Raw genomic sequence first — 24517 nt, 5'->3', positions numbered from 1 at the left:
ATATAAGAGAGTTAAATAATCAAATAAAAAATCCCACTTAAGTGGGAAATGCAGGTAAAGATTGCTTTGATTCAATATTTCGTTAATAGCTGTGACCTCTTCATTGAGAATATATTTGTTGTTTTGACGAGCAAAGAGAAAACTTTCATTCTCATCCACATCATCTGAATATATTAAAAATGCTTTTTCAACTTGTTTATTTATTTCTTTTATATTAAATGCATCTCATTGTTAACCCTTTATTCTATCACTTCTCATTGAAGTTGTAGAAAATATTATCCATTCTTTGTCATCAAAAAATTTTATAAGAAACGGTGCATAAAACTGTTCGTTATTAGTATAACCTTCTTTACCGATTATATAATTTACACGAAAACTCATTATATAATTATTATTTTTACAAAAATTTAACAAATCAATTATGCTCTTCTGAGCATTATGACCATGTTTACTCTTATCTTTATTTGAAAACGACATATAACAACCTCTTTTATAAAGATTCAAATTTCTTTATTTTATTATATCAATTAGAATAAATATAGAAGAAAAATCTAAAATAACTAATTTATATTTTGCTTATTTATGGTATAATAATGAAATATTAGGAGTATAGTTCAACGGTAGAACATCGGGCTTCAACCCCGTGTGTTGTGGGTTCGAATCCTGCTACTCCTGCCATTTTTTTATATCTTGAAATTATTGCAAAACTTGTATAATAAACATATGAAGAAATTATACAAATTTGGTTTTATCGGAACGGGTGCTTGGGGTAGTGCTTTAGCAAATGTTCTTTCAGAAAATGGACATAATGTTATTATGTATGGTATTGATAAAGTCGAAGTGGATGATATTAATAACGGGTATAATCAAAAATATTTTTGATCTTTACCTTTTTATGCACCAGATAAGATTAAAGCGACACTTGATTTTGATGAAGTAGTATTAAACAGTGAAAATATTGTTTTAGCAGTTCCAGCTAACACTTTAAAAGGGATTTTAAAACAAATGCATCATAGTTTAAAAAACCGTAAAGTAAATATCATTAATCTGTCAAAAGGAATTGAAAGTGTTTCAGAAATGTTTTTTAGTGACTTTATCCAACATCGTTTTAAGAGAAATCTTAAGAACTTAGTTTCTTTAGTAGGGCCTTCGTTTGCTATTGAAGTATTTCAAAAGGAAGTAACTATTATTAACATCTTAGGAACTAACAGTGATTATTGTCAAGAAATTATGAGTTATTTTAATAATCGGTATTTTCAACTTCGTCATCAAAAAAATGTCCTTGGAAGCGAGTTATTCAGTGCTTTGAAAAATGTTTTAGCTATCGGTTTGGGAATTTTATCAAACCACACTAATAGCAACAATACTGTTGCTGCGATTATAACAATCGGGGTGAATGAAATATTAGATATATATAAGGTTATCTCAGGAAATGATGATGTTAAAATGGGATTTGATTTTGCTGGTATTGGTGATGTTTTCTTAACCTGTAATTCTTCTAAGAGCCGTAATTATATGTTCGGTAATCAAATTTCCGAATTTGGTATCAGCAAAGCACTTGAAAATAATTCAAAAACTATCGAAGGATATCAAACTGCTAAAATACTTGCTAAAATGCTTAAAGAAAAGCAAATTGAAACCAAATTATTTCAAAGTATTATTGATATTCTCTTTAACAAAAAAGAACCTATATTATTAACTGATTTTCTTGTTAATTAAAAACACCAGATATTTCTGGTGTTTAATTTATGATTTTTTAAGACGACTTTCATATTTTTGTTTATATCAAGTTGTCTTTTTTAAACGATGGAGAAGAAGAACTTCTCCAATTTGTCATAATCCACCAAATAATCAGTAGACTTGCACACCTACCGAAAATAGGACTGTAATTACAGCAAATACAATCACCATAATCTTTTGGGTACGTTCTGATTTCTTTAATGCTTGTGCTTCTGCTATGGTATTTCTTTGCTTAACACCCTTGCGATTCAATAGTTTTGGAAGCAACTGTGATAACACTTGAATAGCAATTGTTAGAATCAGAATTCAAGAATATATGAATTCTCCACTTAAAATCTTAGTTCATGAAACAGAAGCAAAATTTAATCCTAATCAAGTAGTTTGTTTTATTTGTGGAATTGCTTGAATTACACGCCACATCGCAAGGAAAACCGGTATAGTTAATAAGATGCTACCAAATTGGTCAAGTGGACTTATATTATATTTAGAATATAATGCTTGAATTTCTTGGTTTTTCTTCATTTTCATTGCTTTGTTTTTTTCAAAACCAACATATTTTGCTTCAATTGCTGCTTTTTTAGGACGAAGACTATCTTGAACACTTTGCATCATTTTAGATCTAAAGGTGATACCAAACATAGTTAAACGAGTAATAATTAAAGCTAAAATGATAACAATGATAGATCCTCAACCTTTTAAATCAGGAATACCTTTGCTTATTCCTTGTGTAATTGCAGAAAGTGGATATACTATAAATCCGTAAAATGGACCATATGCTCAAGCTTCACCTCAATTAGTTATTGCTTGACTTGGATAAACACCTTTAAAAGGTATATCAATATCTCTTCTTTTTTCTGATTTATTATCTTTATTCTGACGTTGTCCTAAATCATATAAAATATTTTGCTCAGGGTTATACTTAGTAGCTGCAGTAGGTTCTGTAAAAACAGTACTTTTCCCTGTATCTTTATTAAAACTTTTAAAATCATCAGCATGTAAAAAACCTAATTGTGTAAGATATTGAGTCATTGTTGCTTGATAAACATCAATATAGAATTTTTCTGCTTGTGAAATTGGTATTCTTGGATTACTTTGTCCTTGTAATTTTTTTGCTAAGAATTCTAAATAATCACTAAATGACTGGTAATCTTTCAAAACATCCTTGTCTTTTTGTTTGTTTTCTGGTAAAACAGCATATTTATTAAAATTTGCGATAAATGTACTGTTTGGACCAAATGAAAAATTGTATAAGGTTTGGAGAACATCACGAGCAAATGCTAAATTAATAGTATTTTCTGTTAGTAAACCTGTATATTTTGGAACGGATTGTAAACCTGATAACCCTACTAAAATATAATTTCCATTTTCAACAGTAGGTATTTGTTTTTTAGAATCCTTTGTTTCTGGATGTGTAATTACCTGAACAAGTTGCTCATCTTTTTTTGATGCAAAAGTCAATAGGTATATATTAGTAATATCATTAGTATATTTATATCTAGTTGAGTTACTTGCTTGAAATAAGAATCTTCTGTTTTTTGCTATTAAACTAATATTATTTTTATCAGGATTTGCAACAACGTTTTTATTTTTATCATCATAATCATATCCTAAGTTTTTTATCACTTTCGGATCATCGATAGCAAAAGTTGTATAATATTTTTTTATTTCTCCATATTCAGGTTTAGGATATTCTTTATGTGCTTCTTTAATACTTCCATCCTTTTGCGGTTCTTTAACAGTGTATGTATCATCTTTTGATCAAGAATCAGATGTTTGTTTTTTTAGTTTTTCAAGAATATCTGGATTGTTTACTAGAGTGTTTATATCAGGATTTATAGAAAGAGTTGCAAGTTCATAAGGAACGGTTTGTATTTTTCCATCTTTTGTAACATCTTTGTTGTCATTATCTTTGATGTTTATCTTTTGTTCTTTTGTGTCTTTTACAACAAAAGTATTTACACGTGGGGAAACTTCATCCTTGCTTGAGTAAAATTCAATACTATTTCCTACACTCGATGAATTTTTAAGAACGAATGATTGCACGCAACCTGTTACTGTTAAACCAAATAACAAAGTATATAAAACAATCTTAATTCATTTTCAAACTTTCTTTAGTGTATCTTGTTTTTTTTGTTGTTCCTTACCTTCTTGGTTGAAATAATTAAAATGATTTATTTTTTTCATTTTTCCTAAATTTCTCAAAGAGTTTAGCAATTGACTGCTTTTTAGTTGCATAATCATTTGCAATAAAATCTTTGCGAACAATTAACACAAAATCATAATTTAAATCATAAATCTTAATTTCATGAATAATTGCTTTAAGTTGTCTTTTATTATAATTACGACCGACTGCATTTTCAAATTTCTTTGGTACTGTAATACCTGCATGAAATGAAGAACTTTCTGCATAATAGATAACTAAATATTTATTAGAGACATATTTATTATTGTCAATTATTCTTTGAAAATCTCAGTTTTTTCTTAGTCGATATTGTTTTTTCATACAAATTATTATTTATCTGAAACTGTTAATCTTTTTCTACCTTTAGCTCTTCTTGCTGCTAAAACTTTTCTTCCATTTGCTGTTTTCATTCTAGCTCTAAAACCATGAACTTTGGCATGTTTACGTTTATTTGGTTGATATGTACGTTTGCTCATTCGTCCTCCTTTATAAATATATAATAAGCGTGAATAAATTATATAACAAATTTTTTTTTATCAAAGTAGCTTATTAAATAACAAAAACAACTATAATATAGCAGTAAAAATGGTATTTATCATATTATTAAAATCAATTAACAGTGTATAATTTACATGAATGTATGAGGTTTTATGTTAGATATAAAATATATAATTAGTAATGAAAATGAAGTTAAAAAACACCTAAAAAATCGTAGATTTGATATGCATTTTTTAGATGCTTTTTTAACTTTAGCAAAAAAACGCGGGCATATTATGTATGAAGCACAAAGTGCTAAAAGTAAATTAGCAGCAATTTCTAAGGAATTTGGTTTATATAAAAACAACCCCGAGAAACTTGCTCAAATTAAAAAAGAGATTCAAAAAATTAAACAACACCAAAGTTTATTAGACGAACAAAGTAATGAACTTATCGCAAAAATTACAAATATGCTGCTACAAATCCCTAATTTACCTACGAATGATGTCCCTGTAGGTAGAGATGAAAATGATAATGTAGTTATTGAGAAATTTGAAAACCTTGGTAGAGGACTTGTTTCAGATGTGTTGCCACACTATGAAATTGCGAAAAATTTAGATATCATCGATATTGAAAGAGCAGTTAAGTTATCTGGTTCAAGATATGTTATTTATAAAAATCAAGGAGCAAAGTTAGTTCGTGCATTAATTAATTTTATGCTTGATTTACACTTATCCAAAGGATATACAGAGTTTAACACACCAGTGATTGTTAAAGAAACTGCGTTATATGGAACAGGACAGTTACCAAAATTCCAAGAAGATTTATACAAAATTGAGGGTGTTAACGAATATCTAATCCCTACTGCTGAAGTTACATTAACTAATATTTATAATAATGAAATAATTAATCTTGACAAACCTTTTAAGGCGACAGCATATACTGAATGTTTTCGATCTGAAGCAGGTAGTTCTGGAAAGGACGCCAAAGGAATCATAAGACAACATCAATTTAAGAAAATTGAATTAGTTAAAGTCGTTAATGCTGAATCTGCTTGAAATGAATATAATCAAACCGTTTTAGATGCAGCAGATGTACTAGAAAAACTCGAAATTCCTTATCAAAAAGTTCGCTTATGCACTGGTGATTTAGGTTTTTCAGCAAAAACCACAATTGATTTAGAACTTTGACTGCCATCAGAACAAAGATTTAGAGAAGTATCTAGCATAAGTTATTTTGGTGATTTTCAAGCTCGACGTGCGATGATTCGTTATAAAGATAATGATGGTAAAACAAATTATGCTCATACAATCAATGGTTCTGGTGTCGCTGTAGACCGTCTTATTGCTGCTATTTTAGAACAATACCAAAATCCTGATGGGAGTGTTTCGGTTCCAAAAGTTTTAATCCCTTATATGAGTGGAGTAGAAAAGATTGAAAAACAGAGTTAAAAAACCTTATGTATTTGCTTTTGATTTAGATGGAACCTTACTACAAAGCAATAATAAAGCACACATTGATACAATCAAGGCACTTAAAAAATCAAAAGAACACGGTCACATAAATGTAATTGCTACAGGGCGCGGAATCACTAAGACATTACCTCTTTTAGATTCAAAAGCAGTTGATCATATTGATTATTTAGTTTGTTCTAACGGAACTGCTGTATATGATATAAAAAATCAAAAAGCCTATATTTTAAATAGTTTAGATAAAGATATCTTTTATATAATGAGAGATATTGCTAGCAAGCATCAACTTATCATAACTGTTGATACACATAATTACAATGCTACCGCATTACCTAATAATCAAAAACCTCACTGAATTACAGATGCAAATATAATGGATATGAACATCATAAATCAAATCAGCATCGAAAAAATGCAAGAAGTTATTGAAAATAAAGATGTCCAAATTGTACAAATAGCACTGCGTAATCCACTTAAAAGCGCTAAGGAGATTACGGATTTGACTAAGAAATTGCTTAAAGATTTTGAATGCAATATATATCTTACCAACTCAATATATACAGATGTAAATCCGATTAACACCTCCAAGTTAATCGGATTAGAATATTTGCTTAATTTACTAAATCTTACAACTAAAAACCTTGTCACCTTTGGTGATAGTGGAAATGATATTGATATGACGAAACATGCTTCTTTAGGAATAGCTATGGGTAATGCTACAGCAGATTTGAAAGATGTTGCAACACACATCATTAATGACCATAACAGTGCAACAATTGGTGAATTTATTACTTCATTTTTAGCAGAATAAAAACAAGGTACTTCCTTGTTTTTATTCTGCTAGCTTTTTTCTTCTTTGATAATCCATAAAACTAAAGATAAATTGAATACCAAATAAAATAAATGAAATAATTTGTCACACAATACCCCCAACAAATGCATATTTATGCATAGCAGTTGCTGGATTAGAGATGTTTAAAGCTCAGAAAATAATTCATACAGTATTATTTAATTCATAAACTAAAAACATATACGGTGAAACTCCTTCTCATGAATTTGTTTTAATTGAGAAAATCATCTGTGGGATAAATGCTAAGGTTGTAAAAGCAGGGAAAATAAATCCCATAACTGATTCGGTTTTTGGATCTCATAAATAAACAGGAGTTTTAAATGAATTTGTTATTTTTAGGGCAATAAAGATAAGAGCAATAATTCAAGTAATTACTATTGCACCCATTCCAAAATATTTTATACGACTATCAAACTCATCTTTATATTTATAAAGTAAGATAATCATAGTTCCGTATAAAAATACCCCGACTGTATTGGCTACAAAAGTGCTTAATAATTTTTTATTTCCAAGCGATGATCATATCAATCAAAGTAAAATTCCAATCTGAAAGACTCAAAATGAAAAGAAGTTTACATTTCCGGTTTTACGGGTTTTGATTTGGTTAATTAGTTGCGGGACACCTAGCGATGCAACCACTATGGCTGCAATTCAACTAAATGTATGAATTGATATTTCTAATGGATTCATAGTGCTATTATATAATAAAACACACTAATGTGTGTTTAAAATTTCTAATATTTTTTCTGTATCACTGTTACCTGAAATTTGTTGGTATGTATTAATTGCTACATCGTCTCCAAACAGCACCTGCAACACTTTATATGCAAGTTTTTCAGCAGCAAATGCAGATTTACCTGAAATAATATTCTTATCAATTACGATACTTTCATCATGATAATTAATACCTTTTCGAAATTTCTGACTTCATTGCGATGGGTATCCAGTGAAATCTTTCTTTTTAATTATTTGATGTTCTGCTAAAACATTAGGTGCATCACAAATAGCCGCCATATTTTTATCTTTATTAATTCATTCTTGTATTTTATCTAATGCATCCTTGTTTTCTCTAAGAGCTTGTGCTCCACGTCCACCTGGAATAAAAACAAAATCATATTCATCTAAATCTATGGTTTTGTCTATATTTTCAATTTTAGTAAAACCAAATTGTCCGCTTGCCTGAGTTAAAAACTTGTGATAAAAAGTTATTTTATCAAACATATTGGACTTTTTTCAAATTGATAACGGAGTCACAAGTTCAATATCATTAAAATTATCTTCAATAAAAACTAATAAATTCATTATTTTTTTCTCCTAATCATCTTGCGATATACTAAGTATAACATTCAAGCAAGCGGAATTAAAACAACTAAGATAAAAATGATAATATACAAAATTAATCATGCTTTATTTTCAAATTTCTTGCGATTTTGAATTAATTCTTTTAATTTCGCTGTTGCATCATCGCTTCCAAGTTGCAAATCAATATCTTGAATGCGTTTTTTATCATATAAAAGTACTGCTATTAATAAACCTGTTAATCCTAGTTGCACAACCAAGTCAATAATTAACATAGTTTTTACACTTCCAAAAGCTTTATCCAAAGCTTCTTGGAAGTTTATAGCAAGATAAAAATTAGTATGAATTCCTGATGCTTGTGAAGGTGGTGTGCCTATTTCTAATGTTTTTGCTGACCATAAACCAAAGATAATTAAATTAAATAAGACAAAATAAGTTGTAAAAAAGAAATAAATTCACTTTATGCGTAAGGCTTTTAAGGATAAATTTTTAAATGTTTCAACAAACATGCTGCTTGAAGCTGCATCACCATTTGCATATGATTGTCGAAAACTATTTTCAGTCTTTTTTCAACCTGAAATCCTTATCAATCCTTTTATAGTTAAAAAAGCTGATAATAAAAATAAAAATGAAAATACTACATATAAAGCAATCCCGGAATAAGGATCATCTAAAGATTTCAAAACAACAACCAAAATAATTGCCAAGACAGATAAACCCCAAATAACACCTCAAAAAATTGCACTAATTCTACGAATAAAAATTTCTTTTTTTATGATTTTCTGAGTTGCTGGATTTAGCAAACCTTTTGGATCACGATATTTAACTTCTTCTTTAATTTCACTTTTCGAATCCATTTGAAGTTGTACAGTTTTAGCAACTAATTCATCGGAATTATTTTTAGGTTTAAACATAATTAACCTTTATTTTTAGAAAAATCATATGTTGCGATAAAGTTAGTTAGTGCATCTACTGTTTTTCTAACATCAAATTTATTGCTACTATTTGGATCAACTTTTTCATATGCACTTGAGATAAATGCATTTAAATCTTTTTTGGCATCCGAATTTATTTTATCAATTATCTTTTGAGCAAATGCTAGTTGTGTCTGGGCTGCTTTATCTAAATTAGGTGAAACATATTGTTCATAAATATTTTTTAAATTCTCTTCGTTTGTTATATAGTTTGTAGCAATTTCTTTTTTCTTTTGATCATTTGCTATATTATATTCAACCTGTTTAGTCTTAACTGCTTTTATGATATCATCAGTTAACTTTTTATCAAAATTTTTGGTTAGAAAATCAAGTGAATTATTTTCTCTAGCCTTATTCAAAAATGTTTTTCTAAGTCTTTCATCATTTATAATTGGAACTAATTTATTTGCAACTTCTTTAATTTTCTCTTGATCTTTTGGTGTAATTTGATTTGGTGCTTTTTCTAAGATTTTTTGAATATCTCCTTGGCTGCTAAATTCTGATGCAAGGTCTAAGATATTAATAATTTTTGGAACTAAACCACCGTAACTTTCTCCTTTTCCACCGGTCATCAAAGAAACGGAAAATCTCGATGCTTTAGATACTGATGAATTTTCAGGAGTAGATAAAGAAAGCACATTAGCAAATAATAAGGTTCCTGGTATCCCAACTATCATATTTCCTAATCCGCCTGCTAAAAAACGAATTAAAAAATGTTTTTTTGGTTTTTCTTGTTTAATTACTTTATATTTTTTACGCGAATAAAAAATATGAATAAAGAAGATAATAACAACTCCTAAGAACCTAACAACTCAATATGTTATCAATGCAACAAGAGTAGCAAGCAGTGGAATAAATCTGCGAATATCTGAATCATCTATTTTTTTTGTAGCAACCGTTACACTAACTATAGAAGCAATTATCGATAAAATAATCGCAGTTATTTTAACAGGAATATATTTTCAGTTATATAAAAAACCAAAACCAAATGAAATAATAATTAGAGCAGCAACCATAACTGGGATTCATACACTACCATCGATTGATTTTAACGCATCTGATATTTTTCTTAAAAAATCAGGGATTTGTTCCTTTGCATTATTTTGTTCTTGAAAATGTAAAATTAAATTTGTTTGCAGCATCTTATCCTTTAAATATATATTGCTTTATTCTTCTTTTTGTGTGGTTGTTTCTTATCAATTCGATCAATAAATAGCATTCCATTAAGATGATCTAGTTCGTGTTGAAAAACAATTGCTAAATAACCTGATACTTCATATCTTAATTGCTTTCGCTCAAAATAACTATATGCTTCTACAACAACTTTGTTGCTCCGATGTACTAATCCATCTTGATTTGGAATACTTTCATCAACACTTAAGCAACCTTCACCTGATTCTATAGCAATTTTTTTATCACTTTTTACCAGTGCCTTAGGATTAAACAACACATCCTTAAATACTGTTTTTTCTTCACCATCTTTTACATGTACATAAAAAACATTTTTTAATATCCCATATTGTACTGCTGCTACACCTACTCCAGGACGGAATTTAGTATCCGGACTTTGGCTATCATCAATATGATAAATCATTGATTCGGCAAGTTTAATATCCTCATCTGTTAATGGGATCGGAACATTATGTGATTTTTTATGCAAAATAGGATCTGGAAGTTGCACTATATTTATCTCAAATTGTTTTTTTTCTTTCATTTTTATATTATATAATTATTTATAATTATTTGAAAATATTTATATTGCTATGAAAGGGAATAATGGTAGCATTTTTAAGTATCTTAACAAATATAGTCTTTTTTATTTTAGGTTATCTTGTTGGTTCGTTAAACACAACAATTATTATTGGTAAAAAATTCTATAAAGTCGATGTTCGCGATTATCACTCGGGTAATGCAGGTTCAACAAATGCAAAAAGGGTTTTGGGTAAAAAAGCGGCTCAAATTATTTTATGAATCGATGGATTAAAAACCTTAGCAATTGTTGCAATTGCATATGGGATAACCTATGCTATAAATCATGATATCACTTTTAGATTAGGTCATCAAAGTAATTTTGCAGATGTAAGTTATATAAAAGAAACTTTATACATCTTTCCTTCGTTTGCTGGTTTAGGAACAGTAATCGGTCATATTTGACCTATTTTCTTTGGTTTTCGCGGTGGAAAAGGGGTTGCTACAATTTTAGGTTTAGCAACATCAATAAATATTATTTTACTTCCTATATTTGTAATATTATATTTTTTAGTAATTTATATATGAAAATATGTTTCATTAGGTAGTGTATTATCAGCAAGCATCACAGGTTTTTTTGCACTAATCCCTTGGATTTCAACTGGTATTTTAGGAACCTTAAATGCTACTAGTGATTCTTTATTCTTTATAGTTTATATTATTTATTTTGTTGCATTATTATTTGTTATATATGCTCATTATGATAACTTTTTAAGAATTCATAATAAAACTGAGCGCAAAGTTTCTTTTAAGAAACATAACACTAAGTAAAAAAACTTTCGTAATCTATATGATAGATAAGAAAGTTTTTATATGTATTTGCTATATGGTAAGGACTTAATATATTCTTCCATAAAATCCCAGTCGGGTGTTCCATCTGGTTTTGATGGTAGTTTGATGATAGTATTTTTTAAAAGATCCAATTTCCTTCCTCTACCAAAAGATCATTTAAATCTTTCTTTATCTAAGACAGTAGTAATAAATAATGCATTATATTTATTAAGCTGTTTGCTATACCCTAAGGTATTCGAAGTAGTATGTATCGCATCAACAGGCATATAAAATTGATAACCATTACTTCCTTCACCCTGACAAACAAATGAAATACAATTTCCTTTTGAAATTAATGTTGGTTCGGATACAATATTTTGCATCACACCATGATTTTCTTTTTTAGCACCTATATAAAAAGTTTCGGTTCCTTCTTCGAATTCAGTAGAATTACTACATTTCCCTTTCACAAAATTAAACAAATCCTTTAATTTATATTCTCTTCATTCACTTATATTTAATTTTAACTTATTAGTTGCTTTAGATAAATGTGCAGTATTTTCTATTGTTTGTAAAGAAATAGATTCTTTATTTTGTTTTTCTTTAAGTCATTTTATATAGTTTTCCATAAAATCTCAATCAGGTGTTCCGTCTAGTTTTGCTGGAAGTTTTATAAATGTATTATCTATCTTTCCGTTTTTTGCTTTTCTACCATATGAATATTTAAATTGTTCTTTTCTTAAGATTGTAGCAAGAAATAAACCTATATTTTCAGATAATTTATCTAAAAGAAATATTTCGACATCACTTGAAAATGCTTTTTTATAATTTCCATGAACAAAAGAATCAAAATTTCTTCCATTTGTAGAAATTGTTAAACATCTTCTTATTTCAATACTTTTTTCTGCAACATCAACAAAATTACTAACACCACAATTAAATTGAGTTGAACTTATAAAAGCAACTTTTCCTTCATCTTCAGGAATTTTTGATATTTTTTTAATTTTAGGTTTTTGTAGAATTTTAATTTCTTTTATTTTAAATCATTTCCATTCATTTATATTTAATTCCATTATTTAATATCCTCCTTAATTTTAAAACTAACGAATTCCCTTATTGTTTTTACAAAATCTTCTTCTTTTAAACTGGAATAATCAGTTTTCATATATGCTTCTGCAAGTCATTCATCATTATAATCAACATTTTCCAATACTGAAAACCCATCAATTTCTTGATCATTTTTATAAACATCTAATCATTTCTTTTTTATTAATGTTCAGTCTTTTTTCTCAATTCTTCCCATATTCTTTTTCTTAATAAATCCGTCATCTTTATAGTATCCAAAAAAAGTAGCTATTTTTGGATTATGTTTTTTGTTTAGTTCAAAGACCATAATACATGATGATGCAGATGCCCCTGGATGAAAAATATCATTAGGTAAACTAAAAACTGCTTTAAGTGTATGTTTTTCTAACATTTTTTTCTTATATTCTTTAATAGTATTTCCAGAACCTATAGCTGCTTGTAAAGGTAAGATAGTAGCAAGTAATGCACCTTTTGTTTCAATATGCTCTGCAACAAAATTAACAAAATATAAACCTTTTGTTGCATCCATACCATTATTTTTTTGAACAGGGCATTCTTTTGGCATTCTTTTTCCGTTAAACGGAGGGTTCATAAGAATATGTGTTATATTCATTTGCTGTATTTCTTTTCCTAGATTAAAACAACTATCAAGGACAATATTAGATTTTCCATCTTTATGAATCAACATATTTGTAGAAGCTAACCCAAATGCTTTTTCCTCTATTTCAATTCCGTGTAATTGGTTTTGTTTTATATAATCTCTTTTTGTTGGATCTTTAACATTTTTTAGCATTTTAACCATTGCTTGAACCAAAAATGAACCAGAACCACAAGTAGGATCTAAAACGATAGAATTTTCATCTATCCCTATTACTTCAGCCATAAAGTCGGTGATATGTGATGGTGTAAAAGCTTGATTCTTATCCTCTTTTTGTACATATTTATTAAATGTAGTAAAAAATAAATTTAATAAATCTTCGCCTGTATTTGTATTTTCATTTATAAAAGGGATAATACCGTCATTTACTTTATTCAAAATATTTTGCAAGTGTTGAAAATCTAAACTTGTTAAGTCTTGTTCATCTAATATTTTGGATAAAATATTAATCTTCTCTGTCTTATTTTTATTATCTTTTAATTTTTGTTCTATTATCTCTTTAAAATGTCTTAGAAGAATTTCAGTATTATTAGACCTTTTAATTTCACTTTCTAAATCAAAATTTTCTGAATTTAGCGCCATTAAAGCGGACCCGATAAATTGTGCTCTTATACTCTCTTTAATATTATATTTATGCATTAAATCATTTAATTCGATTGTGTTTTTAATTATTTCGTTTTTATTATTCTTTTTCTTTGAAAAATCACTAATATATTCATATATTTTTTTATTATAATCAAATTTATTAAATGTAGTTTCTTTATTATTCTTTTTATCATAAACCTTTACAAAAGCAGATTCTGGATTTTGTAAATTAAATAAAACTGCTATAACATTATTATTTGGTCTATAAATTCTTTCTAATGCATAATATTCTTCTAATTGTTCATAATCCTTTTTCTTAAATTTTCTTAATTTTGTTTCGATAATTAATGAAATATTTTCAATATGTTCAAATCTTAAATCGACAATGTAGGCACCATTAGATCTCTTTATCTTGCTCTTAATTTCCTTGAATTCTTTTGAATCCTTATCAACAATAGAAATATAAGAAAATTCACCAGCCTCGGTGTTTGTTGTATATTGTTCTTTTCCTATATTATTAATTAAATCATTTCTTTCTATTTTTTTAATATCCATATTAAAACTCCTAACAATTATTAACTTTTAAAATTATAATCAAGTATATAATAAAGATTATCTATTTTCTTTATTGATACAAAAAGGTAAATAAAATAATCTTTTTTTATAAGATATTATAATTCTACCATTTTGTCGTTAGTCCTTAAATAAGATTTTATAATTTAATAAAATTTTGAAATTCTTTTTGTTATTTTTTCAATTACAACAGAATTTTATTATAATTAAATAAATAATAACTTAGATATAGGAGTATATATGAAAAAAACAATCAATGATGTTGTTTTAAAAGACAAAAAAGTCTTAGTTAGAGTGGATTTTAATGTTCCATTAAAAGACAGTATTATTTATTCTACTAAAAGAATTACAGCAGCACTACCTACTATTCAAAAAATTATCAGCGATGGTGGTAAAACCATATTATTCTCTCACCTCGGAAGAATTAAGTCAAAAGATGAATTAAGAGAAAAATCACTTAGACCAGTATCTGCTGAATTATCTCGTTTATTAAACAAAGGCGTTATCTTTGTCCCTTATACCAAAGGTGAAGTATTAGAAAAAGCTATTAATCAAATGAAACCAGGTGATGTTTTGATGGTTGAAAACACCCGTTTTGAAGATTTAAATGATAAAGCAGAAAGCAAAAACAATCCAGATCTTGGTAAATACTGAGCATCATTAGGAGATGTATTCATTAATGATGCATTCGGAACTGCACATAGATCACATGCATCAAATGTTGGAATATCTAAAAATATGAGCGAATCTGCTTTAGGATATTTAATGGAAAAAGAAGTAACATCCCTTAAAAAAGTATTGAACAATCCAGAACATCCATTTGTTGCTATTATAGGTGGAGCTAAAGTATCAGATAAAATCCAAGTTCTTGAAAACTTAATTCAAAGAGTTGACAAAATGGTTATTGCTGGCGGTATGGCATATACATTTTTAAAGGCTACTGGTTATGCAATTGGTGAATCATTAGTAGAAAACGATTTTGTTGCTCTTGCTAAGGATTTCTTAGTTAAATACAAAGATAAAGTTGTTTTACCTGTTGATCATGCAGTTGCGAAGGAATTTAAAGATGTTACACCAGAATTCCATGCTGGGGGAATCAAAGATGGATATATGGGATTAGATATCGGTCCTAAATCTTTAGAATTAGTTAAACAAACTCTTCAGGGAGCGAAGACTGTTGTATGAAACGGCCCTGTTGGTGTTGCTGAATTTGAAAACTTCCGTAATGGGACATTTACCGTATGTAAAGCAATAGCAGAACTAAAAGATTGCTACTCAGTTGTAGGTGGTGGTGATTCAGTAGCTGCTGTTGAAAAACTTGGAATGTCAGATAAATTCTCACATGTATCAACTGGTGGTGGAGCAAGTTTAGAATTATTGCAAGGACTTGAACTACCTGGAGTTACTGCTATCCAAGATAAAAAATAGAAATTTTGTTTCGTTTATACATCTATGTATAAACGATTTTTTATATATTCTTAATAATGTGAAAATATTAAATTCATATTCTATAAATAAATAAAAATCCACAAATTTTTTGTGGTTTCTGTTTTTTTTTTTTTTTTTTTTGCTTTATAATATATAAAGTTAAATTAAAAATCAAACAAGAAGGAAAAATGACAGAAAAAACAAGATTATTATTTAGATTAAACCTTGCTACCTTAATATTAACCTCAATTACAATGCTATTTTGGATTATAACAACTGCATCAGTGTTATTATTAATTATAAACTATGGTTGAACTGGATTTAATTGGATTACTTTACTTGGTCCATCTATAACATATACTATATTTACGATATTAAATTTATTTGTATATTTAACAATTATTAGTTTGTTGATATCTATTTTTGCAATAACCTTACAAGAAAGCGAAAGGGATGAAGCCATAGCAAGAACTAAAAACTTTGCTATTTCAAATTTTGCTTTAATTCTTGGTGCTCAGCTTGTTTCGTGAATACCTGTTGTATCGTTAATTGGATTAATTATCCAAATTGTTATTACTGTTTTATTAGCGATATCTATTGCAAGATTGAAGAATAATAAAAGTTCAATAAATACAAAATTCGAACAATATAGTTATTCGGACAACAGATTTTCCGGCTATGCTAATAACACACAATTTGATAGTAATAATTCATATTCCAAGAATAGTGTTAATTTTGATAAATTCATTCAAAAGAAAGATTAATAAAATTTCCAATAATACCATTTAAATATAACACTAGGATTAAATCCTAGTGTTATTATATTTACATATATTCATTTATAATATGTAAAGTTAGGAATATATGAAACAAAGAAAATTATTATTTCATTTAGCAATTGCATCATTTGTTTTAAGTTTAGTATGTATGGCATTGTGAGCATTTACATCTTATTTCACATTATCATGGAATTTTGTACCATATAAAGGATCAATAGAGTTTAATTTTTCATCTTTGCTGATTTCTTCAAATTTCTATGCTATTATCATTTTTAGTCTACCAGAAATTCTTGCATCATTAATATATATCAGTATAACAATAATGATTATTATAATGCTTGTAATATCAATGAAGTTATTTAAAAACCAAATAATAAGTAAATCAATTTTAAGACTTTGTATAAGTATATTTTCTTTAATAATACTAGCCTTTCCTTTTGCTTGGGTTCCTGTGATAAGCACTTTTTCCTTAGCAATTCATGTTGTAATAACAGTGTTATTAGTTGTAATATTTGTAAAGGTAAAAATAGAAAGTAATAGAAATGTTATTTATTAAACAATTACCAATCAATATGTAGTAAAATATTTACATATATTTTATAAGGAGAATTATGAACAAAGAAATAAATACATCTGATGAAACTTTAACACAGTTGCAAGAAAAATATTTAAAGGAAATAGATAGAATTTCTTCTAAGGAATTAAACACAGATCAAAAAAGATGGGCAGCGCAGATAATCAAAAGATTTAATGATAATGAATTAGAATACATTTTTCAATTTATCGCTCAAAGAATAAAAATCGGGTTTCGTTTCGATGTTGCTCCCGAGAGCAACAACCAAAGCATTGCTTTGCTTAAAAAGAACGAAAAATTATCTTTTAAATTTAAAGATTCTAAATCAACAGATAATTGTTTGATCATTGGCGAAAACTATGATGCTTTAAAGAATTTAATAGTAATTGAGAGAGAGAGAGAGAGCGGGACTTACATATAATTACGATGTAATTTATATCGATCCTCCTTATAACACTGAAAGTTCTTATGAAGATGGGAACGGAATTGCAAACGACAAAGAAAATATTGATAACGGAAAATTTGCGTACAGAGACAAATTCTCTAGAAATGGATGATTAAATCTAATAAATGAAAGATTAAGATTAGCAAAGAAACTTATTAAAGAAGATGAAGTCATTTTTGTTTCTATTGATGATAGTGAACAAGCTTATTTAAAAGTTTTAATGGACGATATTTTTGGTGAAGAAAATTTTATTGCTAATTTTATTTGAGAAAAAAATTATTCACCAAAGAATAATAATAAGTTTGTTTCCGTTAATCACGATTATATTTTAAGTTATGCTAAGAATAAAGAAGAGTTAAAAAAATTTAATAGATTAAAAAGAAATGAAAAAATTAATTCACGTTACAAAGATAAAGACGAAAAAGGATTTTATAAACTAACAGATTTAACTAAAAACTCAAAAAATAAATTTGATATCTACTGAAATAATAAAACTTATAAGTGTCCTGAAAATTCAGGCTGAATATTTAATAAAGAAAAAATATATGAACTCATAAAAGAAAACAGAATTGTTTTACCTGATGATGAAAATAAAAGACCAACATTAAAAAGATACTTGCACGAAGTTTCAGATCTTATTTCAAAAACTATACTGAACTATGAAGTGGTGGGACATACTCACGAATCAAAAAACGAAATTAATGAAATTTTATATAAAAATGCTTTTGATACACCTAAACCTGTAAGGTTAATAAAACATTTAATAAAACTTGTTGAAAAAGACGGCAATTCTCGCATTCTTGACTTCTTTGCTGGTTCCGGAACCACAGGTCATGCTGTTTTAGATTTAAACAGAGAAGATGGTGGTAATAGAACATATACACTTGTAACTAATAATCAAAACAATATAGCAAAAAATGTTAATTATGAACGTTTGTATAGAATAAACAAAGGTAATTCTACAGATAATCAAACTTTTGAATGAATCAACAAAAACAAACCTTATAAAACGAATTTAAATGTCTACGACATTGAATATATGGATGTTTCACCTGATACTAAGGATGAGACAGATAACATAATTAAAAAACTTATACAATTACTAAAAGATTTTGGTATACCTAATTTAGATATAAATAATCAAAATCATATAAAGAATTTATTAAATGATTTACTTTCTTTAAATCCACAAGAAAGATAAAGCATAAACAATACAAGGAGTCAAAAATGATTAAAGCATACAAAACAACCGAACTAAAAAATATTTTAGATAAAGAATTATTAACTAACGGAATCGATAGTGAAATGTTTTGATTAGCATATGAATATTCTAATTTAGAAAAAATGGTAAGCTAACTGAATATTTGTTAATACAAGATAATAAATTATCCCTTTAAATGAAGAAGAATATCAACAAATTACAAAATCCAAAGAAAATTAAAGGAGAATAATGGAACTAACTAATTCACAAACAGAAGTTGTTAGCGAACTAACTTCTTATGCTATTTCAAGTTTAGAAAGCAATACAGTTGATTATCAAATTTTTAAAGCACCAACAGGTTCTGGTAAAACTTTTATGATTTTAAATTTATCGATCATCTTGTTGAGTGATCAAAAGATAACCCTGAAGAAAAATTAGTATTTTATATAAATACTCTCTCAACTGCTTGTTTACCTCAACAACTTGAAAAGAGTTTTAATAATTACAAACAATACATCAAAAACAAAGACTTGGTAATCAAACGACTTGAATCCCCTTCTGCTAAAGCAAAAACTAAGAAGACCGAACAAACATTTGAGTTTTTTGCTGAAGAAAACAATGTTTTTATTGCTGGTAGTTCATCATTTACAGCCAAAAGTCTTTATACCATCTACGGAGCAGTAGATAAGTTTTTAGATCAAATTAGAAACAATAAATACAAACTTATCTACATCCGCGATGAAGCACACCACGGAGGAGATGCAGACATTAAAATCCGCGAATCTGAAGAAGAAAAGAATTATGAAGCCAAAATGCAATCAGCTGCCGCATTTGTGGTAAAAATGAGTGCTTCACCTAAGAGTGGTGAAAACTTAGTGGAACTTGAACATCAAAGTTTACAAAATGATAATATACAACTTTTAAAAACTAAAAAGAACTATAATGTCAACATTAGTGTTTAGATGTTTTAGATGATGAAATCATTTTAAGAAAAGCTTGTGAAAAGTTTAAAGAAATCAAACAAAAATACAATGATAACATCAATCAACCCCACCTCATCGGAATCAATGCAGCGATGCTAATTCAAGTTAATAACGATAGCAAAGACAAAGAAAAAAGTGCAAAATTTAATCAAAACATCGATATGATTATCAAAGTATTAGAAGAAAATAACTTAAAATGAGTTAAATATTTTGATAACACTAAATCTGATTGTTTTACTGTAATAGATTCTAATATTAGATTAGCAGGTGGTGATACACTTTTTGATATCTCTAGAAATAATTCACCAGTTGATGTTATCATTTTCAAAATTGGACCCGCAACAGGATGGAATATTCCTAGAGCTTGTATGTTAGTGCAACTGCGTAATGTGTATTCAGGGACACTAAATACACAAACATTAGGAAGAATTAAAAGAAATCCTGTTCCTGTTGACAACTTACCAGCAAACAGTGCTGCATTAGAATACTATATTTATAGTAATGTAGACATTAAAGATCAACAATACCAAAAACTTGTTCTTAAGGATAAATATAAAAACAAAACCTTTATCTCTGGGCATATAGAAAACTTTGTTAAATGAAATGAAGTTGATGAAAATGAATATCAAAAACAAGCTATCGATGAGATAAATAAGTTTTTAGTTGATGATTTTACAAAAGAATATCAAAATATACTAAATGAATTTAAGCAAAATAAATTTATTGTAGCTGAAAAAAGAGATTATGGTGATGGACACTTTGTTACATATAAGGTTAAAAATTTAATTGAAATTGAAATTTTTAACCTAAAAGAACTCAAAAAACATAAAGATTATTTAAATGAAAACATTAAAAAACACATCAATAATTTCTTTACTGAAAATAAACTTAATCAGCAAATCAATCACACAATGCTGTGATATCTATTTATTCAAATTAAATTACCAGTTTTTGTTAATTTAAAGAAAAGTTTAAAGAAACAAAAAAATGAACAAAATAACTTAGTTTTTACTGTTGATGACAAATTAACATTAAAAGAGCGCATCCAAATCTTACAAGAAGAGCGAACCCAAGAGATTTTTAATAATAATTATGCATATAAAAAAGAAAAACTTGATCCAAATCAAAAGGATTCAAATAAATTAGAACTTGTTTATGATTCAGTACCTGAGAAAATTTTTATCGAGAAGTTAAATGCTTGAGATAATAAACACTCTAAAGCAAAATCTGATGATAAAAATAATGTAGAAATTATGTTTACTAAAAACATTCCTTTTAAAGGAATTGGTTTTGAATACATCGCAGATCAGGAACTAAGAACATCTTTTGTTGATTTTATCATTAAATACAACAATCATGAAATACATATTGAAGTAAAAGCATTAAATCAAAATAACAGCACAACAAATGCTCCAGCAAAAACAGAATACATCAAAAATGCTTATAAAGAATATGTAGAAGCATACCAAAAACAAAAGACTAAAGAAAACAATAAGCACTTTAGTTTAATTATTGCTTATGTATCAACAGATCCTAAGAATCCTATTTATTTCAAAGGTTACAGTGATATTTATTCATTAAATAAAAAACTTAATGAATCAAAAGATCCAAAAGGTATTCCGATAGTTTTAGACACACTTTTAGAATGATCTGCTGATTCAAATGAACAAGATGTTGTGAATAATACACAACATAATAATCAATCTGCATAATGTATTTTTATCTCTTTTTCATTAGAATATGAAAATATACAAATTTTATTTCACAAATAAACAGAAAATTGCCCACATTTTTGGCTTTCTGTTTTTTTTTTTTTTGTTCTATCATTAAGAAAGAAAGGAACTATGTCAAGAAAATTAACCCTGTTTAAAATGAACTTATCAACTTTGGTGTTAAGTTCAGTAACTATGTTATTTTGATTAATAACAACTATTTTAATTTATACACCAGTAAATGCATATGGTAGACTTTCATATAACCCTGAATATGTCTTTACAAGCAGTATACCATATGCAGTATTTACAATTATGAACATCTTTATATATTTATCAGTTATAGCAATGTTGATATCAATTTTTGCAATTACATTGCAAGATGCTAAAAAAGATGAAACAATAGCAAAAACAAGAGCTTTTGCTATATCAAATTTTGCTTTGATTCTTATTGCACAACCTGTGTCTTGATTACCAGGTATATCAATTATCGGATTGCTTATTCAGGTTGCTATTACAGTTTTATTAGGTATATCAATGGTTAAATTAAAACCAGCAAAAGTGAAAGCACAAACACAAGAAATTATAAAAGAGGAAAAAGTTTTACAACAACCTAAGATAGAAAGTGCATTGGTTTCTAATATAATTTCAAATGACAAGAAAGAAACATCTAATTTAAAAGTCATTAAATCGTTAAATATATCTGCATTATTTTTTGTAACATTGAATTTAGTAATTTTAATTATTAATTTATTAATTGATACTTTTCTTTCTTCTCTTTATTTATATGATGATGTGTATGTGGTGAAATATTGAATTAATGTATTAAATTATGTTTTTATTATAACTGCATTTCTTATTAGCATATTTTTATTTGTTAAAATTACAATAATAAATAAATCTGAATTAACAAAAAAACTTAAATCTTTCTTTTTATTAGTGGTATTAATGATTCTTTTTGTATTAGTATTATCTCCGTTTAATTTAAATCTACTAATGAATATTAGTGCCTTTTCAAATTGGCACCGAGAAAGTTACCCAAATTGAAGTATCAATAGTTTCATGTACCTAAAGAAACACCAATATATTTTACAAATTTATGAATAATCATATTACTTGTTGTCGTAATTATTTTACTTTCATACACACAAAATTATTTAAATAAAGAATATAAAAAGTTGTATATAAATTCAATAATAAATTGAATATAAGATAAAATTATAATCTAATTCTTCGAAATTCAACTCACTTTTATAAAAAATATTTGTAAGAGAATTTAACAAGTTATCTAAATTATCTAAATATAATAAAATGGCAACAATAACAACTATTTCCCACCATCCTCATCAATCCATCATATCTATATATTTATATTTTTTATTTTAAAAAAAGTTTATAATATGCAAGATATACATTTTAATTAACAGAAAGGTAAAATATGAAAAAAGTAGCAATTAACGGATTCGGAAGAATTGGTAGATTATTTTTCCGTAGATTATTAGAACAAAATTCAAACTTAGAAGTTGTTGCAGTTAACGATCTTACAGATTCAAAAACCCTAGCACACTTATTAAAATACGATACAGCATTTGGTAAATTAGGTGTTGAAGTAGTAGCTAAAGATGGTGCTATCGTTGTCGATGGGAAAGAAATTAAAGTATTCGCAGAAAGAGATCCTGAAAATCTTCCATGAGGTGAACTTGGAATTGATGTAGTTATTGAATCAACTGGATTCTTTACTAAAAGAGATGGTGCTTCAAAACACTTAAAAGCAGGTGCTAAAAAAGTTGTTGTTTCTGCACCATCAGAAAAAGATGTTAAAACTATTGTATTTAATGTAAACCACAATGAATTAACAAGTGATGATACACTTATCTCTGCAGCATCATGTACAACAAACTCATTAGCACCTATGGTTAAAGTTTTAGTCGATAACTTTGGTATTAAATCTGGATTTATGACAACTATCCATGCATACACAGGAGATCAAAGACTTCAAGATGCTCCACATAGAGACTTACGTAGGGCTCGTGCAGCAGCAGCAAATATGGTTCCTACTTCAACAGGAGCAGCAAAAGCAATTGGTTTAGTAGTTAAAGAAGCAGCAGGAAAATTAGACGGTTCAGCAATTCGTGTACCATTAATTACAGGTTCATTAGTAGACTTAACTGTTTTATTAGAAAAACAACCTACAGTTGAAGAAATTAATGCAGCAATGAAAGCAGCAGAATCAGAAAGTTTCAGATATGAAACCGATGAAATTGTTTCTTCTGATATTATTAAAGAAACACATGGATCAGTATTTGATTCAAAATTAACTTCAATCAAAGAATCGTCAGAAGGTAACTTATATAAACTCTTCTCATGATATGACAATGAAATGTCATATGTATCACAACTTGTTAGAACAGTTATTTACTTTGCTAACTTATAATAAGCATAATAAAATCCGGTTCCCCGGATTTTTTATACTATTTTGACATCGCATCAAATTGTCATAATCATTTATCTAATGATAATAGCACTTCATCAAAAATAGGTTGAACTCTAGCGCTTCATTCAAAACTTTCAGCAAGTTGTAAAAGTATTTTTAAATCATTCACAAGCACTTTAAGAGCTTGTTTATAATCAAAGATTTGTGAAGTTAATTCAGTGATTTTAGAAGCTTCTAGCACTTCTGTATAACTTCCTAAAGCGACTTCACCTTTCATAACAACTTTTTCAGCAATCTCATCTACAAAATTTAAAACATCATCTTTTAATTTATCACTTTGTGCATGAATTTCAAAGAATTCTAATCCTTTAATGTTTCAGTGGATGTTATTAATTTTTTGATAAAACACTTGTAAGCTTGCTTGCATTTCTTTTAATTTTTGTATTTCATTCATATTTCCTCCTTGATTTATTTTACCATATTCATATGATAAAGTAGGACAAAAAGATTAACAATTAATTCTGTTAATCTTTTTGTTTTATTAA

26 protein-coding genes and 1 tRNA gene are annotated in these 24517 nt (G+C 27.4%); 16 read left to right on the top strand and 11 right to left on the bottom strand.

The features are described 5' to 3' along the window. The first annotated feature begins 603 nt into the window (after positions 1–603). Positions 604–678, top strand: a tRNA-Trp gene (locus ACXYRQ_RS04140). Between the two features lie 45 nt (positions 679–723). Beyond that, complete coding sequence (locus ACXYRQ_RS04135; RefSeq protein ID WP_458614392.1) at positions 724–1719, top strand: NAD(P)H-dependent glycerol-3-phosphate dehydrogenase; 996 nt, start codon at positions 724–726, stop codon at positions 1717–1719. A gap of 27 nt (positions 1720–1746) precedes the next feature. Here the strand turns inward: ACXYRQ_RS04135 and yidC are convergent, their stop codons facing one another. The 3 genes from yidC to rpmH are packed head-to-tail and all read right to left on the bottom strand — an operon-like array spanning position 1747 to position 4398. After that, positions 1747–3924, bottom strand: a complete 2178-nt coding sequence (gene yidC / locus ACXYRQ_RS04130) for a membrane protein insertase YidC (RefSeq protein WP_458614901.1) — start codon at positions 3922–3924, stop codon at positions 1747–1749. Beyond that, positions 3902–4243 carry a ribonuclease P protein component gene (gene rnpA, locus ACXYRQ_RS04125; protein WP_435129202.1) on the bottom strand — a complete coding sequence of 114 codons (342 nt, stop codon included), beginning with the start codon at positions 4241–4243 and terminating at the stop codon, positions 3902–3904. Before rnpA ends, yidC begins: the two co-directional genes overlap by 23 nt. Before the next feature lie 8 nt (positions 4244–4251). Further along, positions 4252–4398, bottom strand: coding sequence for a 50S ribosomal protein L34 (rpmH, locus tag ACXYRQ_RS04120; RefSeq protein WP_004794083.1), 147 nt, complete (start codon positions 4396–4398; stop codon positions 4252–4254). Positions 4399–4572: 174 nt separating this feature from the next. Between rpmH and serS the strand changes: the two genes are divergently transcribed. Together serS and ACXYRQ_RS04110 are read left to right on the top strand one after the other, a co-directional pair. Beyond that, entirely contained in the window at positions 4573–5850 is a 1278-nt protein-coding gene (gene serS / locus ACXYRQ_RS04115) for a serine--tRNA ligase (protein WP_458614390.1), read from the top strand. After that, positions 5834–6682, top strand: a complete 849-nt coding sequence (locus ACXYRQ_RS04110) for an HAD-IIB family hydrolase (protein ID WP_458597901.1) — start codon at positions 5834–5836, stop codon at positions 6680–6682. The genes serS and ACXYRQ_RS04110 overlap by 17 nt, the downstream gene beginning before the upstream one ends. Positions 6683–6703: 21 nt before the next feature. On the opposite strand, the gene ACXYRQ_RS04105 is transcribed toward ACXYRQ_RS04110, so the two are convergent. The 5 genes from ACXYRQ_RS04105 to def are packed head-to-tail and all read right to left on the bottom strand — an operon-like array spanning position 6704 to position 10708. After that, positions 6704–7411, bottom strand: coding sequence for a PQ-loop domain-containing transporter (locus tag ACXYRQ_RS04105; RefSeq protein ID WP_458597903.1), 708 nt, complete (start codon positions 7409–7411; stop codon positions 6704–6706). A 24-nt stretch (positions 7412–7435) separates the two neighbouring features. Then, positions 7436–8023 carry a DJ-1/PfpI family protein gene (locus tag ACXYRQ_RS04100; protein ID WP_458597905.1) on the bottom strand — a complete coding sequence of 196 codons (588 nt, stop codon included), beginning with the start codon at positions 8021–8023 and terminating at the stop codon, positions 7436–7438. Next, on the bottom strand, positions 8023–8934 hold the full coding sequence (locus ACXYRQ_RS04095; protein ID WP_458614900.1) for an MSC_0882 family membrane protein: 912 nt from the start codon (positions 8932–8934) through the stop codon (positions 8023–8025). Before ACXYRQ_RS04095 ends, ACXYRQ_RS04100 begins: the two co-directional genes overlap by 1 nt. Positions 8935–8936: 2 nt before the next feature. Continuing rightward, the gene (locus ACXYRQ_RS04090; protein WP_458614899.1) at positions 8937–10136 is read right to left on the bottom strand and encodes a hypothetical protein; all 1200 of its coding nucleotides are present in this window, start codon (positions 10134–10136) and stop codon (positions 8937–8939) included. An 8-nt stretch (positions 10137–10144) separates the two neighbouring features. Beyond that, the gene (def, locus tag ACXYRQ_RS04085) at positions 10145–10708 is read right to left on the bottom strand and encodes a peptide deformylase (RefSeq protein ID WP_458614898.1); all 564 of its coding nucleotides are present in this window, start codon (positions 10706–10708) and stop codon (positions 10145–10147) included. A 62-nt stretch (positions 10709–10770) separates the two neighbouring features. On the opposite strand from def, the gene plsY reads away from it, so the two are divergent. Then, entirely contained in the window at positions 10771–11514 is a 744-nt protein-coding gene (plsY, locus tag ACXYRQ_RS04080) for a glycerol-3-phosphate 1-O-acyltransferase PlsY (protein WP_458614897.1), read from the top strand. Positions 11515–11552: 38 nt separating this feature from the next. Here plsY and ACXYRQ_RS04075 read toward each other — a convergent pair whose 3' ends face one another. After that, the gene (locus ACXYRQ_RS04075; protein ID WP_458614896.1) at positions 11553–12587 is read right to left on the bottom strand and encodes a restriction endonuclease subunit S; all 1035 of its coding nucleotides are present in this window, start codon (positions 12585–12587) and stop codon (positions 11553–11555) included. Further along, positions 12587–14398 (bottom strand): HsdM family class I SAM-dependent methyltransferase, encoded by a 1812-nt coding sequence (locus tag ACXYRQ_RS04070; RefSeq protein ID WP_458614895.1) that lies wholly within the window; start codon positions 14396–14398, stop codon positions 12587–12589. The genes ACXYRQ_RS04075 and ACXYRQ_RS04070 overlap by 1 nt, the downstream gene beginning before the upstream one ends. A 258-nt stretch (positions 14399–14656) precedes the next feature. Between ACXYRQ_RS04070 and ACXYRQ_RS04065 the strand changes: the two genes are divergently transcribed. The 11 genes from ACXYRQ_RS04065 to gap all read left to right on the top strand — a co-directional run bounded on the left by ACXYRQ_RS04065 (position 14657) and on the right by gap (position 23972). Continuing rightward, a complete protein-coding gene (locus ACXYRQ_RS04065) occupies positions 14657–15844 on the top strand; it encodes a phosphoglycerate kinase (RefSeq protein WP_458614894.1) in 1188 nt (395 codons plus the stop codon). Positions 15845–16032: 188 nt separating this feature from the next. Continuing rightward, positions 16033–16608 (top strand): hypothetical protein, encoded by a 576-nt coding sequence (locus ACXYRQ_RS04060; RefSeq protein WP_458614893.1) that lies wholly within the window; start codon positions 16033–16035, stop codon positions 16606–16608. 100 nt (positions 16609–16708) lie between these two features. Continuing rightward, complete coding sequence (locus ACXYRQ_RS04055) at positions 16709–17179, top strand: hypothetical protein (protein ID WP_458597925.1); 471 nt, start codon at positions 16709–16711, stop codon at positions 17177–17179. Between the two features lie 55 nt (positions 17180–17234). Further along, the gene (locus tag ACXYRQ_RS04050) at positions 17235–17618 is read left to right on the top strand and encodes a hypothetical protein (RefSeq protein WP_458614892.1); all 384 of its coding nucleotides are present in this window, start codon (positions 17235–17237) and stop codon (positions 17616–17618) included. Then, a complete protein-coding gene (locus ACXYRQ_RS04045) occupies positions 17584–18843 on the top strand; it encodes a site-specific DNA-methyltransferase (protein ID WP_458614891.1) in 1260 nt (419 codons plus the stop codon). The genes ACXYRQ_RS04050 and ACXYRQ_RS04045 overlap by 35 nt, the downstream gene beginning before the upstream one ends. Before the next feature lie 26 nt (positions 18844–18869). After that, positions 18870–18998 (top strand): hypothetical protein, encoded by a 129-nt coding sequence (locus tag ACXYRQ_RS04040; protein WP_435129165.1) that lies wholly within the window; start codon positions 18870–18872, stop codon positions 18996–18998. A 94-nt stretch (positions 18999–19092) separates the two neighbouring features. After that, positions 19093–19281 carry a hypothetical protein gene (locus tag ACXYRQ_RS04035; protein ID WP_458614396.1) on the top strand — a complete coding sequence of 63 codons (189 nt, stop codon included), beginning with the start codon at positions 19093–19095 and terminating at the stop codon, positions 19279–19281. Next, the gene (locus tag ACXYRQ_RS04030; protein WP_458614902.1) at positions 19233–19805 is read left to right on the top strand and encodes a DEAD/DEAH box helicase family protein; all 573 of its coding nucleotides are present in this window, start codon (positions 19233–19235) and stop codon (positions 19803–19805) included. Before ACXYRQ_RS04035 ends, ACXYRQ_RS04030 begins: the two co-directional genes overlap by 49 nt. A gap of 113 nt (positions 19806–19918) precedes the next feature. Further along, positions 19919–21538: a hypothetical protein gene (locus tag ACXYRQ_RS04025; RefSeq protein WP_458614890.1), complete on the top strand. Its 1620-nt coding sequence runs from the start codon at positions 19919–19921 to the stop codon at positions 21536–21538. 132 nt (positions 21539–21670) lie between these two features. Further along, on the top strand, positions 21671–22645 hold the full coding sequence (locus ACXYRQ_RS04020; RefSeq protein WP_458614889.1) for a hypothetical protein: 975 nt from the start codon (positions 21671–21673) through the stop codon (positions 22643–22645). A 331-nt stretch (positions 22646–22976) separates the two neighbouring features. After that, positions 22977–23972, top strand: coding sequence for a type I glyceraldehyde-3-phosphate dehydrogenase (gap, locus tag ACXYRQ_RS04015; RefSeq protein WP_458614888.1), 996 nt, complete (start codon positions 22977–22979; stop codon positions 23970–23972). Between the two features lie 37 nt (positions 23973–24009). Here the strand turns inward: gap and ACXYRQ_RS04010 are convergent, their stop codons facing one another. Further along, positions 24010–24426 (bottom strand): Dps family protein, encoded by a 417-nt coding sequence (locus ACXYRQ_RS04010; RefSeq protein ID WP_458598184.1) that lies wholly within the window; start codon positions 24424–24426, stop codon positions 24010–24012. Between the last annotated feature and the right edge of the window lie 91 nt (positions 24427–24517).

This window comes from Mycoplasma sp. 394 (genome assembly GCF_054353895.1).
The sequence above is the reverse complement of the archived record's forward strand: the minus strand, read 5'-3'. Positions and strand labels throughout refer to the sequence as shown.